Origin of the sequence: Nonomuraea mangrovi, assembly GCF_042681425.1 — a bacterium.
GTDB lineage: Bacteria > Actinomycetota > Actinomycetes > Streptosporangiales > Streptosporangiaceae > Nonomuraea > Nonomuraea mangrovi.
On record NZ_JBHUFV010000068.1, the window covers coordinates 165,136 to 181,389 of the forward strand.

Consider the following 16,254-nt stretch of genomic DNA (forward strand, 5'->3'; position numbering starts at 1 on the left):
CCGGACCGCGTCGCCCAGGTGGTCACATGGGCGACGCCGCCGGCGTGTTCGGCTTCCGTGGCCGCGTGGACCGGCGGGCTCGAGGACCGCGGAAGCTCGGGATCTGTTTACCAGCCCGGGTGGGAAGGTTCGGATCAGACGTGGGTGACCAGGAGGGTCACGCCTGCCTCGCCGCCACAGTCGACGAAAACAGGACCGACGCCGTTACCGATCGTGGGGGCGAGGGTCGCCTTCGCCACGAATCCCTGCGGGTTGTCCTCAATGATGCGGATGTTCTCTAGCACCGGGTGCTCTCTGTCGAGCCCGGCGAGCACGGCCTTGAGCCCTTTGCCGCCGCCGCAGTGGCCGGTGATCGTCACCTCCTGACGGCGCTTGGTGGTGGGATTGGGGCTGACCTGAACCACCGCCCTGGCGCCCTTCGGCGGCTTCGGCGCGGCCATCGCGGCGGTGGCCTCGCCGGCCGTGCCGGCCTGGGCACCAGCCGGCGCGCCGGTCGATCCCAGCAAACCGGCCGTCAAGCTCAGCCCGGCGATCGCAGTCATCGCTCTCTTGCTCATGGCGATTCCTCCAGTTCTCATCCAGCCATCTCGTCGAGAAACGCTAGGCCGGGCCGCAGCGGGAGCGCGTCGTCCGTTGATCGTCACGTGACCTTGCACCGTTCGCCGTACGCACTACACCGTAGGGAGTAGGCATCAGGTCTCGACCGACCGCACGAGGCCGTGGCAAGACCACCGGCGCCGCGCTGGTCAACCTGTACACGGGGGGCGAGGTGTGGAACGACAACGCCTTCACCAACCCTCAGGGCGTGCCGACGTTCGCCCGTGACGGTTCCGGCAGAGCGGTGACAGAGATATGGCAGCGCGGCCTGGCACGGTCGGGCCATGGCTGAGAAGACGAACGTGCTCATCGTCGGTAGCGGGCCCACGGGGCTCACGCTCGCGGCAGAACTGGCCAGGCGCGGGATCGACCATCGCATCGTGGAACGGGCGCCGGAGCCGTCACTGGGTTCGAAGGGCAAGGGGTTGCAGCCCCGCACGCAGGAGATCTTCGACGACCTCGGAGTGATCGACCGCGTGCTGGCGTCCGCGACGGTCTATCCGCCGTTGCGGGTGAGGATCGGCAGGGTGGCGGTGTATCAGGGGCGCATGCACAAGCCTGCCGCGGCGACGGACGCCGTGCCGTACCCGATGGTGGTGATGCATCCACAGTGGCGCACGGAGGAGGTCCTGCGTGAACGGCTGGCAGAGCTGGGGGGGAAGGTGGAGTACGGCGCGGAGCTGACCGGCTTCGAGCAGGACGCGCAAGGTGTGACGGCCAGGCTGGGCACAGGGGTGACGGTGCTGGCCGACTACCTGGTCGCGGCCGATGGCGGCAGGAGCTTCGTGCGCAAGGCGCTCGGTGTCGGCTTCGTCGGCGAGACCCGCGAGGAGGAGCGGATGGCGCTTGGCGACGTACGTGTCGAGGGGCTCGACCGTGACCATATCCACGTCTGGGTCCGGCCGGGCAGGGGCATGGTGGCGCTGTATCCGATGGCCGGCACCGACACCTTTCAGGTGCTCGCGCCGCTCAAGCCGGGCATGACGCCGGATCTGACGCTGTCCGGCTTTCAGAGGGTCTTTGCCGAGCGGTCGATGCTGCGCGGGGTGCGCATCACCGAGTTGCTGTGGTCCTCCCTCTACCGGGTCAACATCCGGCTGGCCGACAGGTATCGGGACGGTCGTGTCTTCCTGGCCGGAGACGCCGTCCACGTGCACTCGCCCGCAGGCGGGCAGGGCCTCAACACCGGTGTGCAGGACGCCTACAACCTGGGCTGGAAACTCGCGCGTGTGCTCGCCGGAGCGCCGCGGTCGCTGCTGGACACCTACGAGGAGGAACGCCGCCCGATCGCGGCTCGGGTGCTGGGCCTCAGCACCGACCTGCACGACAAGAAGACCTACAAGCGCGACGAGGAGACCTACCAGTTGCAGGTCGGCTACCGGGGCGCTTCGCTGGCCCGCAAGGGCGGGGATCGGGTGCCCGACGGGCCGCTGCGCCTGGCCGACGGCAGTCGGGCGCGCATGTTCGACCTGCTGCGGGGCCCGCACTTCACGCTGCTCTCGCCGGAACCCGCGCCCAGGGTGCCGAACGGCCCGCAGGTGCGGGCGTACGCCACCGCCGAGCCGTACGGCGACCTGCGTCACACCCTCATCCGGCCGGACGGATATATCGGGATCGCCACCGACTCATCCAGCGAGCTCGCCGGCTACCTGGCCATGGTCTGAGCGGGGACGTCGGCCACATGATCGACACGCCGCGCCAGGCGAAACGGCCGTCCTGGCGGGTCTACCTGTCACCGGGATGGCGGGTTGAGCGACTGGTCGGCACGATCATGATGGTGGCCGCCCCGCTGACGGCCCGTTCGGGCATGCTCACTGAAATCGGGTGCGCACCGCGCGGGAGGCGCTCACCAATGCCGCCAAGCACGCCCCGCACGCCGCGATCACGGTTCGGCTCGAGTACCGCGTCGACACCGTGAACCTCGTGGTCCGTAACGAGTCCGTTCCCGACCCGGCTGAGGGCCACCGCAGCGCGGGCCCTGTGGGGTACGGATTGACCGGCATGCGCGAACGACTCGCCCTCGTGGGCGGTCGACTCACCGCTGCGGAAAAGCGGGGTGGCTGGCAGGTGGTCGCGGAGGTACCGGCATGAGTGACACCACGGTGATCCGCGTGATCGTTGTCGATGACCAGCAGATCGTCCGGGAGGGCCTGGTGGCACTGCTCGGGCTGCTGGACGACGTCGAGGTCGTCGGTGCGGCGGGCGATGGCGAGGGCGCGCTTCGGCTGCTGGCGGAAACCTCTGCCGACGTCGTGCTGATGGACCTGCGGATGCCGGTGATGGACGGGGTGGAAGCCACACAGCGCATCACCCGGCAGCATTCACAGGTCGCGGTCTTGGTCCTGACCACGTACGCCGACGATGACTCGATCGCGGCGGCCCTTCGTTCAGGCGCCCGCGGCTATCTGACCAAGGACGCCGGCCGAGCCGAGATCGCAGCGGCTCTCCGTGCCACCGCGTCCGGTCAGTCCACCTTCGACACCGCCGTCTCCCGGCGCCTTGTGGCGGCCATGCTACGGCTGGGCCCGCTCCACCCCGTCCCGCCGGATCGCTGGGGCAACCCCGGCGGGCTCACCCCCCGGGAGATCGAGATTCTGAAGCTCATCGCGCAAGGCATGACCAACCAGCAGATCGCCACGTCGCTGTTCATCGGCGAGTCGACGGTCAAGACGCACATCAACAACGCCTTCGCCAAGATTGGAGCTCGTAGCCGCAGCGACGCGACGCGCTACGCCTACCGGCATGGGTTGGCGGAAGGCTGAGATCGGTCCCAACCGTTCCAGCGTCGCGCATATCCCTCGCCGCCGAGGTCCTGCCGCCGAGCCGTCTTCGTGGCCTCCTCCGGGTCCGGCCGAGATCCGGCCAGAAGCGGCCACGAGCCGATCATGTTCATGATCTGGAGTCTCTCCGAGGGCGGGCGCTCCGGAGCCGGAGACCCAGCAGCTGTACGTGGAACTCATCGACAGGCTGATCCCCATCCGCGTGCGGCTGCTGATGCTCCTCAACGACCCGCCAGGCTGGTTCGATCAGCATCCCGGGCCCACGCGTCCCCAGGGGGGCGCCGCGTCTGTGACCTCGGCCGACGGCCGGTCGCGTCCGAGGCGGTCGATGGTGCGGTCGATGGCCGAGGCGCAGGCGCGGATGGGTGTTGGGGTTGGCCGTGCGCGGGGTGGCGAGGAAGGCGTCGGCAGTTGCGGCGAGGCTGACACTCCGCCACGCAGGGCGGCGGACCAGCATGGAACCCGAAGAAGGCGCAGATGATTAAGAAAATTAAGGCGGATCTCTTCAAAATTAATATCTCGCCGGGTATAACTTAAGGTATGACAGATCAGGCGATGGACTGGCAGGAACTCACGAACCTGACCCGGGGCCGGCCGTTCGTCGTCGAGCGGGTGCGCCTGGCAGACAACGGCGTCGCGATCGAGGGCGAGTTCGAGCTTCCGCAACTGGCTCAGCTCAATGTCGAGGATCAGGTCTTCGTCACGGCGTTCGTGCAGTGCCACGGTTCCATCAAGCAGATGGAACGGATCTTCGGGGTGAGCTACCCGACGATCAAAGCTCGACTGAACCGGATCACGCAGATGCTCGACTTCGTCGAAACCGATCCGGCACCGCCGCCGACCGAGGTCCTCGATCGGTTGCGCCGCGGCGAGATCACCGCCCAGCAGGCATTGTCCGAACTGGAGGGGCGCACGTGATGCCGCAGTTGCTGACCGTACGGGTCAAACGCCCGGACCATCGTGCCATCCGGATCTGGGTGCCGGTACTTCCCGCGGTGCTCGTACTTACACCGGTCGTGGTCCTGGCTGTCCTGGGGGCCGTCGTGGCCTGCCTCATGTTCGGCGTCAGCGTGGTGCGGGCGTTCGGCACCGGTTGGCGCGTGGTCTGCGCGTTGCCCGGCACCCGGGTCGACATGGAGTACAGCCGTACGGCCGTGCTCGTAGCCATCCGATAGGAAGGGTCTTCGATGAACGAACATCGCAAGGACATCCTCGACATGCTGGCCGAAGGCAAGATCACCGCAGAGGAGGCGGAGCGGCTCATCACCGCGCTCGAACGGGACCAGCCGCCGACGGCGGCCGGTCCGGCCGCCCGGCCGAAAGGCAAGGCGAAGTACCTGCGGGTGGTGATGGAGTTCCTCGATGACGGCGAGTCGGGGCGGCTCAACGTGCGGATACCGCTGCAACTGCTGCGGGCCGGCGTACAGCTGGCGGCCCTGATCCCGCCGCAGGCACTGGATCGGGCCAACGCCGAGCTGAGCAAGTCGGGTGTGCCGTTCGACCTGACGCAGCTCAAGCCCGAGCACCTCGAGGCGCTCGTAGAGCACCTCGACGAGACGATCGTGGAGCTCGAGCAGCCCGATGGCCACCTGCGTGTCTTCTGCGAGTAAGCGTCGTCCAGTGGAGCGGACCCCCGAGGGGGTGCTGGAACACCCTCCCGAGGCCGCACCTGCCGTAGCAGGGCGCGGCGAACGGAACCCCGATCCGCGAAGTCGTCGGGGAGGCCCCTGCGAAGTTCGCCGAACCACCCCGAAGGTCAGCGGATCAGCCGCAAGCGTGAACGGCTGACCACCACCATCGATCGCGTCACGGGTGACGAGCCGTGACGACGGGTCCGCGATTCACGTGCAGGGGCCCGGAGAAGTCAGACAAGACGCTGCAGGTGCTGCGCGCTGCCGCATCGGGAGGCACGCAAGGCCGGCCAAGGTCCCGGCGGCGATCAGGTCTGCCTCGGTGTCGTGTCAGCGGCCGTGTCAGCACGGTGGCGGCCCGGTATCAGCGTGGCCGGCGATGGTGGATGCCATGAACAGGTCAGCGATTGCGGCGCTCGCGGCCGCACCCGTCGCCGCAGGCGCTCCCGCCGCGTCCGCGACGGCGAAGCCGAGGATCGAACTCTCCGGTGCGTTGACGCAGTACGTCTTCCCCTAAGGGGGGCGGTGGCGGGCTCGCTCACGAGCAACGATCAGGTCGCCTCCATCCACACGCCTGCAGTCTCGGCTTGCGCCTCAGCTATTCGGCGTTGCTAAGTACCAGTAGTCAGTGTTACTTTATACCGGTAGTTAGCGGTACGAGGTAGCTGAAAGGAGGTGGTCCATGGGCAAGCTCGTGACCGAGATGCTCAAGGGAACGCTGGAGGGCATCGTCCTGGCGATCCTGTCCGGCCGGCCCGCGTACGGCTACGAGATCACGGCGTGGCTGCGCGATCAGGGCTTCTCCGATATCGCCGAGGGCACCATCTACGCGCTGCTGGTCAGGATCGAGCAGCGCGGACTGGTCGACGTGGAGAAGGTCCCGTCCGAGAAGGGGCCCCCGCGCAAGGTGTACTCCCTGAACGCTCAGGGACGGGAGTACCTCGAAGAGTTCTGGAGGACCTGGAGCTTCCTGGCCGAGAGGCTCGAACAGCTCCGCACAGGAGGGAAGTAGACATGGCCGCACAGTCGAACGAGCCGAAGAGCCGCTATTTGCAGTACCTGGAGATGGTCACCGGGCCGCTGGAGGACAAGCGGCGCTACCGGCAGTACAAAGCGCGCATCAAGCAGCTTCCCCAGAACTACCGCACGGCGGCCGAGGCGCTGGAGCGCTACCTGATGCTCCTCGGACCGGCGGACGGCGCCGGCGCGATGGCGATGTACGAGGACCTCGTCGATCTGTTCGAACAGAGCGCGGCGGACGGAACCCCGATCCGCGACATCTTCGGCGAAGACCCCGTGGAGTTCGTCGAGGCGTTCGTGGCCAACTATCCGGCCGGACAGTGGAGAAGCCGGGAGCGGAACCGCTTCACCAGCGCCATCGAACGCGCCGCCGGCGAAGACACCACACGACAAGACAGGACAGAGTGATGACGACACAGCAAGCCCAGGCGATACAGGTGCAAGGCCTGGAGAAGTCGTACAAGGAACTGCGGGTGCTGCGCGGCGTGGACTTCTCCGTGGCGCGGGGCAGCATCTTCGCCCTGCTCGGCTCGAACGGGGCGGGCAAGACCACGGCCGTGAAGATCCTGTCCACGCTGCTCAAGGCCGATGCGGGCACGGCCCGCATCAACGGTTTCGACGTGGCCACGCAGGCTGCGGACGTGCGGGAGTCCATCAGCCTCACCGGACAGTTCGCCGCCGTCGACGAGATCCTCAGCGGGCGGGAGAACCTCGTGCTGGTCGCCCGGTTACGGCATCTCAAGAATCCCGGCAAGATCGCCGATGACCTGCTCGAGCGTTTCTCGCTGACCGACGCCGGCACGCGGAAGGTGTCGACGTACTCGGGTGGCATGCGCCGCCGCCTCGACATCGCGATGAGCCTCATCGGGAACCCGCCGGTCGTCTTCCTCGACGAGCCGACGACCGGGCTCGATCCCCAGGCGCGCATCGAGGTGTGGCAGGCGGTCAAGGAACTCGCCGCCCAGGGCACGACGGTGCTGCTCACGACGCAGTACCTGGACGAGGCCGAACAACTCGCCGACCGGATCGCGATCCTCCACGAGGGCCGGATCATCGTGAACGGCACCCTGTCCGAGCTCAAGCAGCTGCTCCCGCCCGCGAAGGTCGAGTACGTCGAGAAGCAGCCGACGCTTGAGGACGTCTTCCTCGCGCTCGTCGGCGCCGACGGCAAGGACGGCGACACCGGCGAACACCGCATCTCGGTACGCAAGTAAGGAGCAACGATGAGCAAGCATTTCTTCGGCGACACCGCCGTCCTGCTGGGACGCTCCCTGCGCCACATCACGCGCAGCGTGGACACCATCGTCACGACCGCGCTCATGCCGATCGCCATGATGCTGATGTTCGTCTACGTGTTCGGCGGCGCCATCAACACAGGGTCGGTTTCGTATGTGAACTACCTCCTGCCCGGCATTCTGTTGATCACGGTCGCCTCGGGCATCGCCTACACCGCGTTCCGGCTGTTCATGGACATGAAGGGCGGCATCTTCGAGCGCTTTCAGTCCATGCCGATCGCGCGGTCGTCGGTGCTGTGGGCGCACGTGCTGACCTCGCTGGTCGCCAATCTGATCTCGCTCGTGGTGGTCGTGCTCGTCGCCCTGCTCATGGGCTTCCGCTCGGGGGCGGGAGTGCTGGCGTGGCTCTCGGTCGCCGGCATCCTGATCCTGTTCACCCTGGCGTTGACCTGGATCGCCGTCATCCCCGGTCTCACCGCGAAGTCCGTGGACGGCGCGAGCGCGTTCTCCTACCCGCTCATCTTCCTGCCGTTCCTCAGCTCGGCGTTCGTGCCCACCGACACCATGCCCGGCCCGGTGCGCTTCTTCGCCGAGCACCAGCCGGTGACCTCTATCGTCAACGCCCTTCGCGACCTGTTCACCCAGCAGCCGGTCGGCACCGACATCTGGATCGCCCTGGCCTGGTGTGTCGGCATCCTCATCGTCGCGTACGTCTTCGCCATGAACACCTACCGGCGCAAGATCTCCTAGGCCGTATCGCCGGGCTCGGCTTGATCTCGATGAGCGTGGCGGACAGGCGGATCGCGGCGCGGTTGCCCTGAACAAGCCCAGCCCCTCCTCGGCTTGTCTCCGCTGCCGGGCGGAGGCTTCCAGGAGTTGGCGCGGGATGAGCACCGGGCTGTGAGCGGACCACCCAGAGCGCATGCGGCAGCCGCTGACCCTTGCCGGTGCGAGTGACGAACGGCCTCCATCGTGGGTGGGCCGATCCCCCCACCAGGTACTGATGTCACCCCGATGTCGTGGTGGACCGGGGCGACGCACGCCGCCGCCGACGCGGATCGGCATATCCCTTGCAACGCACCCTTCGAGCTTCACACAACACGTCCTATCGCGAGACAAGGAAGATCATGACTGAATCCCTCCACACCGTCACGACGATGCCGACGGCGCGTCAGTCCGGCTGTCCCTTCGACCCGCCCAAGGAGCTGATTGAGGCCCGTGAGCACAGCCCGATCAGCCGCTTCCCCTTCCCCGACGGGCACGAGGGGTGGCTGGTCACCGGCTACAACCTGGTCCGGTCGGTGCTGGCCGACTCGCGGTTCAGCTCGCGCAAGGAGCTCATGAGCCACCACCCGCTGATCGACTACGGCGACATCGAGGTCCCTCCGGCGCCGCCCGGGGAGTTCCTCCTCATGGACGAGCCACAGCACAGCCGCTACCGCAAGCCGCTGGTGGGCAAGTTCACCGTACGGCGGATGCGGCTGCTCACCGAGCGCGTCGAGCAGATCACCGCCGAGCATCTGGACGCCATGGAGCAGGCCGGGCCGACGGTGGACCTGGTGACCGCGTTCGCCAAGCCCATCCCCGCCATCATGATCTGTGAGCTGCTGGGCGTGCCGTACGAGGACCGGGGCTCCTTCCAGGAGAACATCGACAAGTTCATGAACGGGGAGACCGACGACGAGGACCTGATCGCGGCCTACACCTCGGTGCAGCAGTACCTCGCCGAACTGGTGGCCGCCAAGCGCGCCAACCCCACCGACGACATACTCAGCGAACTCACCGACAGCGACCTGACCGACGAGGAACTGAAGGGCATGGCCCTGATCCTGCTGGCGGCCGGGTTCGACACCACCGCGAACATGCTGGCCCTGGGCACCTTCGCCCTGCTGCGGAACCCCGCGCAGCTCGCCGCGCTACGCGCCGACCCCACGCTCACCGACCAGGCGGTGGAGGAGCTGCTGCGGTACCTGAGCGTCGCCAAGCAGTTCTACCGGGTGGCGCTGGAGGACATCGAGCTGGGCGGCCACACCATCAAGGCCGGCACGACCGTCATCCTGTCCCTCAACACCGCCAACCGCGACCCCGAGCGCTTCTCCGACCCTCACACGCTCGACCTCCACCGGCAGGACGGCGGCCACATGTCCTTCGGCCACGGCGTCCACCAGTGCCTGGGCCAGCAACTCGCCCGCGTCGAGATGCGCGTCGCCTTCCCCGCACTCCTCAACCGCTTCCCCACGCTGCGCCTGGCCGTACCGGCCGAAGAGGTCGCCCTGCGCCCGGAGGCCGCCGACATCTACGGGGTGAAGAGCCTCCCGGTCACCTGGGACGCGTGATCGCGAGCCGGTGACCGGTGAGGTCGCCCACGGCCGCTGTGGCTGCTCGCCTGCGGCGATCGCGTCCGCGGCCCGTTTGTGCCCGTATTCCGGTCGCCCCCTGACGGGGGCGGCTCGCGTTCCGCGGCAGGACCACCAAGGGCGAGCCGGAGCGACACGACGGCATGGAACCGGCGGCCGCCCGTGTGCGCCTTCGACGAAGGCTGCTCGCACTCCTGGCACGCCGCAACGCACCGATCCAGTGACACGGACCGTCCCGGTCGATCGAAGTGCAAATTCCTACATTTCAGGTCTTGAGAAAGGAATACGGTATGGAAGATACGACAAGCGGGACACCCGAACAGGGACATGTCGGGCGCAGAACCGTGTTGAAGGGCGTGGTGGGTGCCGGCGCGCTCGCCGGCGCACACGCCGCCCTCACCGGCCGCGGCAACGCCTCCGTACGCGGTGGCGGTGACGATGCCGAGCACGGTGTCGAGCACGGCTGGGGGAAGGTCGCCGACGTGTTCCGCGCGAACTTCAGACACCCCGGTGAGGTCGGCGCGGCGTGCAGCGTCTACGTGGGCGGCCGCCCCGTCGTCAACCTGTGGGGCGGCCTCGCCGATCGCGAGGCGAGCCGCCCATGGCGCAAGAACACCATCGTCCAGGTCGCATCCACGACGAAAGGCGCCACCGCGATCTGCGCCCACATGCTGGCACAGCGCGGTGAACTGGATCTGGACGCCCCGGTGGCCCAGTACTGGCCGGAGTTCGGCGCTGCCGGCAAGGAGCAGATCCCGGTGCGCTGGTTGCTGTCACACCAGGCAGGTCTGCCGATTGTCGACGGGCCGCTGACGTTCGAGCAGGCGTGCGCATGGCACCCGGTCATCCGCGCGCTCGAGGCGCAGAAGCCGCTCTGGCAGCCGGGCACCGAGCACGTCTACCACAGCGTCACGTTCGGGTTCCTGGTCGGGGAGGTCGTGCGCCGGATCTCCGGCCAGTCACTGGGCAGGTTCTTCGCCGAGGAGGTGGCCGCCCCGCTCGGACTGAGCGCCTGGATCGGGCTGCCTGAGAAGCAGGAGAAACGGGTGGCCCGGATCCACTACGCCGCTCCGTTCAGCGTGGAGGAGCTGACGGCCGGGCTGATCGCGACCACCGGGCTCGATGCGGACACGGTCACCGCATGGGTGAAGGCCGTGTGGGGTCCGGGCTCGGTCCAGGCCCGCGCCGGCGAGCTCGGCGGCGCCCTGGACAACACGTCCGACTATCACACCACGCGTGCCTGGCGCGCGGCTGAGTTCCCAGCCGCGAACATGCTCGCGGACGCGCGATCGTTGGCGCGGATGTATGCCGCCACGGTCAGCGACGTCGACGGGGTGCGGTTGCTCGATCCCTCGACAGTCGAGAAGATGACAGCCGTCCAGACGGACAAGACGCCGATGCACGGGCTGCCGCCGGGGCTGAACATCCCGGCTGACCGCTCCTTCTACATGTCGCTCGGGTTCTGGCGGGCCTGCCCGCCGCTGCCGATGGCCGGGTCGGGGTCGTTCGGCCACCCGGGCTCCGGCGGATCGATCGGCTTCGCCGACCCCGATGCCGGTGTCGGCTTCGGCTACGTCACGAACCTCTGGAACTTCCGGCCCGACGACCCGCGGGCGTCGAACCTGGCCAGGGCCGTCCGGTCCTGCCTCGGATGACGACAGCCCTCGCGTGACGGACCCCCAGGAGACCCTGCGGGAGCCGGCAGACCGGCACGCCATCCCCGGCGTCGGCGTCGTCGACCGCCTGCGGCGGGGGAGATCAGCGTCCAGGAGGCGCCGGTAGGCGTCAGCACAGCACATCGAGGAGCTTGGCGAGGCCATCGTCGACGTCGACGAGTCCGGCACCGAGGTGCGGGTGTCCCGCGAGTGACACCGCCACGGGCTAACGAAGGGAGAACCCGATGACGAGACAGGCGACCCACGCGCAGGGTCTGGAGAAGTCCAGCTCACCCGCGCTGCGCGCGTCCGATGCGGACCGCGACCGCGTCACCGAACTGCTGCGCATCGCCGTCGCCGACGGCCGGCTCGACCCCGTCGAGTTCGACGAGCGGCTGGACGCGGCGCTGACCGCCCGCACCATCGACGCGCTGGCCCCGCTCATCACCGATCTGGTCGCGGTGCCAGGCGGCGACGTCGCACTCACGCTTCCGCACGCTGGGACGCCGGCCGCCGAACGGCTCACGATCAAGGAGCGTCACGGCTCGGTGCGTCGTGAGGGCCGGTGGACGCTGCCACACCGGCTGGCGCTGCGCACCGCGTGGTGCGAGGTGGTGCTGGACCTGACCAGCGCGGTGCAAAGCGCGCCCGAGCTGGTCATCGAGCTGCGGGTGAACGGCGGCACCGTGGAGTTGGTCCTCGCGCCGGGCATGGTGGTGGACGCCAACGAGCTGTCGGTGCGGCACAGCACGCTGGCGATCAGCAGGGACGGGGGCGACAGCACGCCGGAGACGCTGCACGTCCGCTTGGTAGGCCGAATGCGGCACGGCCGGCTCGACACCCGGTGGCAGGCGCCGCCGCTCCGCCGCTGAGCAGAGCAGCCGGCCATGAGACGCCCGTGGCCGGGGTGAGAGCACAAGCGATCGCCGCGGCCAGTGCGCGGCCGAGGCGTCTCACACCCGGCTCAGCCCAGGTAGAAGTCCCTGCGAGCGGCCACGAACGCCTCGATCGTTTGGACGGGTACGCCCGTCACGCGTTCGACGTCGTCGGACGCGGCGTCGTAACGGTTCTCTTGGTGCAGTCGGACCAAGATGGTGGCGAGGTGCTGTTCAACGTGCGGCGGCAGACCCGCCTTGGCGAGCACCTCGGCCCGCCACCGGTCCAGCGGCACGTCCACATAGGACACCGGGCGCTCCAATGCCCGTGAGAACTCCTCGGCCATCTCGGTCATGTCGAGCATGCGTGGCCCGGCCGGCTCGTAGGCGTGCCCGATGTGCGGAGCCGGGTCGCGGAGCACGGTGGCGACCACCCGGGCAACGTCGTCCACGGCGACCGGCGCCGTGCGCCCGGTGCCGAACGGCAGCGCGATCGTGCCGTTCTCCCGGATCGACCGGGCCGCCAGCGTGGTGAACAGCGGATTTTCCAGGAAGACCGTCGGCCGGATGTGGACCACTGGCAGGCCCGACCAGTCGAGTACCTGCTCCGCCAGCCAGTGCAGCCGGTGCTGGTGCGACTCCGCGGTGCCGGTGCCGGTGGCGGCCATCTCCGACACCGCCATCTGTGACATGCCCACCAGAGCCTCCAGCTCCCCGCGTTCCCGCGCCACGGTGGCCACCACGGTCGCCGCCAGCAGATGGTCAGGCGACACGGGCATCGCGAAGTACATCCGCCCGACACCCTCCAGCGCGGCCGCGACGTTCTCGGGTCGGGTCAGATCGCCGACGACGACCTCCGCGCCGAGGGCGCGCAACTCGGCCGCACGCTCGTCATCACGGCGGACCATCGCGCGCACCGGCACGTCCTGCGCGCGCAATTGGTCGAGCACCGTACGGCCCGTGCCACCGGCGCCAGCGATGAGAACAAGGTTGCCGGCAACCATCGGTCGCTCTCCTGAGTAGCTGAGTAGCTGAGTGTCTGAGTGGAGGTGCGATCAACGTGCTGTCACCGTCCGGGGGCCCGCTGCTTCACCTCCTGCAGTCCCCAGCCGTTGCCGTCCGGGTCACGGAAGGTGACATAGGAGGCGTAGGAGGCACGGTCGGGGTGCGGGCCGGCCAGCCGCTCCTGGCCCTGGCCACGGTGGACGACCCCGTCGGCGTCGTGACCGTGGTGAAGGAGCCCTCCGCCGTCGTGAAAGATCTCGCTCACCTCGACGCCCCGGCCGACGAGCTCCGCGCGGGCCTTTTCGATGTCGTCGACGACGAGATACAGGCCCTGGGCGGAGCCGGGGGCGGCGGAGGTGAGGCCCTTGCCGAACATGATCGAGCACTCTGAGCCGGGTGGCGTGAGGTGCACGAGCCGGTAGTCCTCACTGAATGTCTGGTCGACGTCCAACCGGAATCCCGCAGCCTCGTAGAAGCTCCTGGCCCGATCGACGTCGGAGACGGGCAGTACGATGAATTCGAGTTTGAGGTCCATGTGGTGTCTCTCTTTAGGTCGGGAAGTGGATCCACCAGGCGGCCCCGGTTATTCGCGCCCGCATCCCGGCAGGGCTAGCCCCAGGCGCCGACGAGCACCTGGTGGTCGCGGTCGGCGAGCAGATCGGCCCCCGCGGTCGATGAGCTCGTACCGAGCCGCGTCACGGTAGGCAGGGATCGCCTCAAGCTGACCGTCCCTCCGGACCACCGGAAGCGCCTCCACGTGGACGTTCCGAAGCTTGCGGCGGAGTCGAGGACTGTGTCGTCCTCGCTCACGGACTCGCTGACCGCTCTCATCAGATCGCGCGCTGTGCTTGTTTCGCCCTCTTTTCCTGGGCGTCTCGTTTCCTCCCCCGGACTCCCTCAAGCGACATCTAAGGACTTCTCATCAATATTTGGCGTGCTGTCCCTGGCCGATTCCGCGTCTCCCCGCGTCATCATCCACGGCCGTCCGGGGAAGTCCTTGAAACCCAGCCCTGGCTGGCGCCTGCCGGCGCGGTCGATGTCGTAGGCGGCGCCGTCCGGGCCTCGATCGGTCAGGTTGTCGCGGCATGACGGGACAGCCCGGGGGTGCGGCTCCTCCAACTCGCTGGTCGACGCTGAGGAACTCGTCCACGAGACCTACGCCCGCGGCTTGTGCCGGCAACAGCAGGACGCCGTCGAGCTCCCAGCGCCTGGCTGACGACGATCGTCAGCCGCATCTGCGCGGACCTGCTCGGCCGGTAATGCCCGGGCAGCACGAACCATCGGCAGTAGCACCGCCGCGCCCCCGGCCTGCGAAACCAGGTCAGTGGCTCAACGGGCAGAACCGCCCGTCAGGGCTCGAGGTCGGTCACTCCTTTGCCGCTCGGAATATCGAGCGGCACAGAAACCTGGTCGTGCGTGATCAACCAACTGCCGTCGATCTTCCGGAAGCAGAAAGTGACCCGGACCCACATACCGCTCGTCGCCGTCCCGTTCTTCAGCGTGCCGCTCAGCCGGCCGAAGCAGTGCCCGAATGCCACATCATCGCCCACGGTGAGCGTCAGGTCGCGGACCTCGTAAGTCACATCATGGAAGAACGTGAACACGTTCGCCCAGTTCTTCAATTTCGCCGCTATCCCTACATGCTGCAGCGGCGGCTCGACGTCGAAGGACACGACATCCGTTGCGTAAAGCTGCTTCAGGCCCTCGAGATCCTTGGCTCGGAGCCCTTCGATCATCTTGTCGACCTGCTGCCGAATCTTGGCTTCATCTATCTCGCGTTGAGTAGGCATCGCTGCCCGTCCCTTCCATGCGGTGTGGAATCTTGGCTTCTCACAGGTACGACGACACAGCACCCGGGGATGTCAGGCTCACGGCATTTACGGTCAGGACGCTCCTGCCGCGTCGAGCGACGAACCTGAGCCCGCCAACACGTCGTCGGGTGCGAACGGAGACGCACGGCCGTCGAAGTCGCATCATCACGGCATCGGTGAACTCGCCGAGCAGCGTCTCGATCTCGATCCGGTCGGCGATGGCCTCCAGGTCGCTCATCGGTCTCCTTCATGTCTCGCCTGAGATTCCTGGATGGTTTGCTCGCCGGTCCTGAGCGCGATCACCGGCGATTGTCTTGAGGTTCGCCGGCGATCCAGTTCCAGCTGGTGATCGTGGTGCGCATCAGGCGGGCGGCGGTCGACAGGTGGCTGTCGACGCCCCAATAGAGGGTGACCGCGCGACGGCAGTCGGGACTGTCGACGGCGATCCAGGCGGCGGGGGCCCGCGTGGCGCTGCGGCGGGCGAAGGCGGGGACGAGACCGATGCCGAGTCCTGCGCTGATCAGGTCCGCGATGGCGGCGGGCTCGTCACCTTCGCAGACGATCTTCGGTGTGAGGTCTCGTGCTGCGAAGAGCCGATCGAGCAGCCGGCGTAGCCAGTGCCCTTTGCGGGCGGTGATGAAAGGCTGGCCGGCGAGTTCGTCGATGCGTACGGAAGCGCGGCCCGCCAGCGGGTGATCGAGTGGCACGGCCACCCCCACCGCCTCATCGAACAGCTGCGTGGCCTCCAGGCCCTCGGCATGGATCGGCTGCGAGGCGACACACAGATCAACGTCTTGGGCCCGCAGGCGGCGGGCCATGTCCTCGGCCGACGACCAGTGGAGCTCGATCTCGACGGAGGGATGGGCGCGCTTGTAGGCCGCCAGCGGCCCGGTGAGCGTGAGGAAGGTTTCTGACGCCAGTCTCACGGTGCCCAAGCCTTGGCTGGTGGCCTCGGCGACGGCGCGTCGTCCCGCATCGAGTTCGCCGAGGGAGCGTTCGACGTGGTCGCGGAAGAGTTTGCCCGTGTCGTTCAGCCGGAGCCGGCCGCTGCGCTCGAACAGCGGTACGCCCAGCTCGCTCTCCAACCGGGCGATGGTACGGCTCAGCGACGGCTGGGCGATGTGAAGCTCGTCGGCTGCCCGGCTGAGGTGCTCCAGCCGCGCCACCACCAGGAACTGCTTGAGCGTGTTCAGCTCCATCATGCCTCCACACACATAACGCCATAGCAATATTGATCTTAGACAAGATAGCTCATGGGTCATAGCTTCGGATGGGTTCGCGTACGGAG

20 protein-coding genes are annotated in these 16,254 nt (G+C 67.9%); 14 read left to right on the forward strand and 6 right to left on the reverse strand.

Annotated features, from left to right (window positions below; translation table 11 throughout):
* Positions 1-134: 134 nt before the first annotated feature.
* Complete coding sequence (locus tag ACFSKW_RS44520; RefSeq protein WP_379580650.1) at positions 135-557, reverse strand: hypothetical protein; 423 nt, start codon at positions 555-557, stop codon at positions 135-137.
* A gap of 324 nt (positions 558-881) precedes the next feature.
* Between ACFSKW_RS44520 and ACFSKW_RS44525 the strand changes: the two genes are divergently transcribed.
* The 14 genes from ACFSKW_RS44525 to ACFSKW_RS44590 all read left to right on the forward strand — a co-directional run bounded on the left by ACFSKW_RS44525 (position 882) and on the right by ACFSKW_RS44590 (position 12,147).
* Positions 882-2,261: an FAD-dependent monooxygenase gene (locus tag ACFSKW_RS44525; RefSeq protein ID WP_379580651.1), complete on the forward strand. Its 1,380-nt coding sequence runs from the start codon at positions 882-884 to the stop codon at positions 2,259-2,261.
* Positions 2,262-2,421: 160 nt separating this feature from the next.
* Positions 2,422-2,688 (forward strand): ATP-binding protein, encoded by a 267-nt coding sequence (locus ACFSKW_RS44530; protein WP_379580652.1) that lies wholly within the window; start codon positions 2,422-2,424, stop codon positions 2,686-2,688.
* Entirely contained in the window at positions 2,685-3,359 is a 675-nt protein-coding gene (locus ACFSKW_RS44535; RefSeq protein ID WP_379580653.1) for a response regulator, read from the forward strand. Before ACFSKW_RS44530 ends, ACFSKW_RS44535 begins: the two co-directional genes overlap by 4 nt.
* Before the next feature lie 558 nt (positions 3,360-3,917).
* Positions 3,918-4,295, forward strand: a complete 378-nt coding sequence (locus ACFSKW_RS44540; RefSeq protein WP_379580654.1) for a DUF2089 domain-containing protein — start codon at positions 3,918-3,920, stop codon at positions 4,293-4,295.
* Positions 4,295-4,552, forward strand: a complete 258-nt coding sequence (locus tag ACFSKW_RS44545) for a hypothetical protein (RefSeq protein ID WP_379580655.1) — start codon at positions 4,295-4,297, stop codon at positions 4,550-4,552. Before ACFSKW_RS44540 ends, ACFSKW_RS44545 begins: the two co-directional genes overlap by 1 nt.
* Before the next feature lie 12 nt (positions 4,553-4,564).
* Positions 4,565-4,987, forward strand: a complete 423-nt coding sequence (locus ACFSKW_RS44550; protein ID WP_379580656.1) for an SHOCT-like domain-containing protein — start codon at positions 4,565-4,567, stop codon at positions 4,985-4,987.
* A 412-nt stretch (positions 4,988-5,399) separates the two neighbouring features.
* Positions 5,400-5,525: a hypothetical protein gene (locus ACFSKW_RS44555; protein WP_379580657.1), complete on the forward strand. Its 126-nt coding sequence runs from the start codon at positions 5,400-5,402 to the stop codon at positions 5,523-5,525.
* A gap of 165 nt (positions 5,526-5,690) precedes the next feature.
* Complete coding sequence (locus ACFSKW_RS44560; RefSeq protein WP_379580658.1) at positions 5,691-6,020, forward strand: PadR family transcriptional regulator; 330 nt, start codon at positions 5,691-5,693, stop codon at positions 6,018-6,020.
* A 2-nt stretch (positions 6,021-6,022) separates the two neighbouring features.
* Positions 6,023-6,436 carry a DUF1048 domain-containing protein gene (locus ACFSKW_RS44565; RefSeq protein ID WP_379580659.1) on the forward strand — a complete coding sequence of 138 codons (414 nt, stop codon included), beginning with the start codon at positions 6,023-6,025 and terminating at the stop codon, positions 6,434-6,436.
* Complete coding sequence (locus ACFSKW_RS44570; RefSeq protein WP_379580660.1) at positions 6,436-7,242, forward strand: ABC transporter ATP-binding protein; 807 nt, start codon at positions 6,436-6,438, stop codon at positions 7,240-7,242. Before ACFSKW_RS44565 ends, ACFSKW_RS44570 begins: the two co-directional genes overlap by 1 nt.
* A gap of 9 nt (positions 7,243-7,251) precedes the next feature.
* On the forward strand, positions 7,252-8,013 hold the full coding sequence (locus ACFSKW_RS44575; RefSeq protein ID WP_379580661.1) for an ABC transporter permease: 762 nt from the start codon (positions 7,252-7,254) through the stop codon (positions 8,011-8,013).
* Positions 8,014-8,390: 377 nt separating this feature from the next.
* Positions 8,391-9,599 carry a cytochrome P450 gene (locus ACFSKW_RS44580; protein WP_379580662.1) on the forward strand — a complete coding sequence of 403 codons (1,209 nt, stop codon included), beginning with the start codon at positions 8,391-8,393 and terminating at the stop codon, positions 9,597-9,599.
* Positions 9,600-9,910: 311 nt separating this feature from the next.
* Positions 9,911-11,275, forward strand: coding sequence for a serine hydrolase domain-containing protein (locus ACFSKW_RS44585; protein ID WP_379580663.1), 1,365 nt, complete (start codon positions 9,911-9,913; stop codon positions 11,273-11,275).
* A gap of 245 nt (positions 11,276-11,520) precedes the next feature.
* Positions 11,521-12,147, forward strand: coding sequence for a DUF1707 SHOCT-like domain-containing protein (locus ACFSKW_RS44590; RefSeq protein ID WP_379580664.1), 627 nt, complete (start codon positions 11,521-11,523; stop codon positions 12,145-12,147).
* 92 nt (positions 12,148-12,239) lie between these two features.
* Here ACFSKW_RS44590 and ACFSKW_RS44595 read toward each other — a convergent pair whose 3' ends face one another.
* The 5 genes from ACFSKW_RS44595 to ACFSKW_RS44615 form a co-directional block, all read right to left on the reverse strand.
* Entirely contained in the window at positions 12,240-13,154 is a 915-nt protein-coding gene (locus ACFSKW_RS44595; RefSeq protein WP_379580665.1) for an NAD(P)H-binding protein, read from the reverse strand.
* A gap of 62 nt (positions 13,155-13,216) precedes the next feature.
* Entirely contained in the window at positions 13,217-13,690 is a 474-nt protein-coding gene (locus ACFSKW_RS44600) for a VOC family protein (RefSeq protein ID WP_379580666.1), read from the reverse strand.
* An 814-nt stretch (positions 13,691-14,504) separates the two neighbouring features.
* The gene (locus ACFSKW_RS44605; protein WP_379580667.1) at positions 14,505-14,945 is read right to left on the reverse strand and encodes a YybH family protein; all 441 of its coding nucleotides are present in this window, start codon (positions 14,943-14,945) and stop codon (positions 14,505-14,507) included.
* A gap of 40 nt (positions 14,946-14,985) precedes the next feature.
* Positions 14,986-15,204 (reverse strand): hypothetical protein, encoded by a 219-nt coding sequence (locus tag ACFSKW_RS44610; protein ID WP_379580668.1) that lies wholly within the window; start codon positions 15,202-15,204, stop codon positions 14,986-14,988.
* A 61-nt stretch (positions 15,205-15,265) separates the two neighbouring features.
* On the reverse strand, positions 15,266-16,168 hold the full coding sequence (locus ACFSKW_RS44615; RefSeq protein WP_379580669.1) for a LysR family transcriptional regulator: 903 nt from the start codon (positions 16,166-16,168) through the stop codon (positions 15,266-15,268).
* Positions 16,169-16,254: the final 86 nt, after the last annotated feature.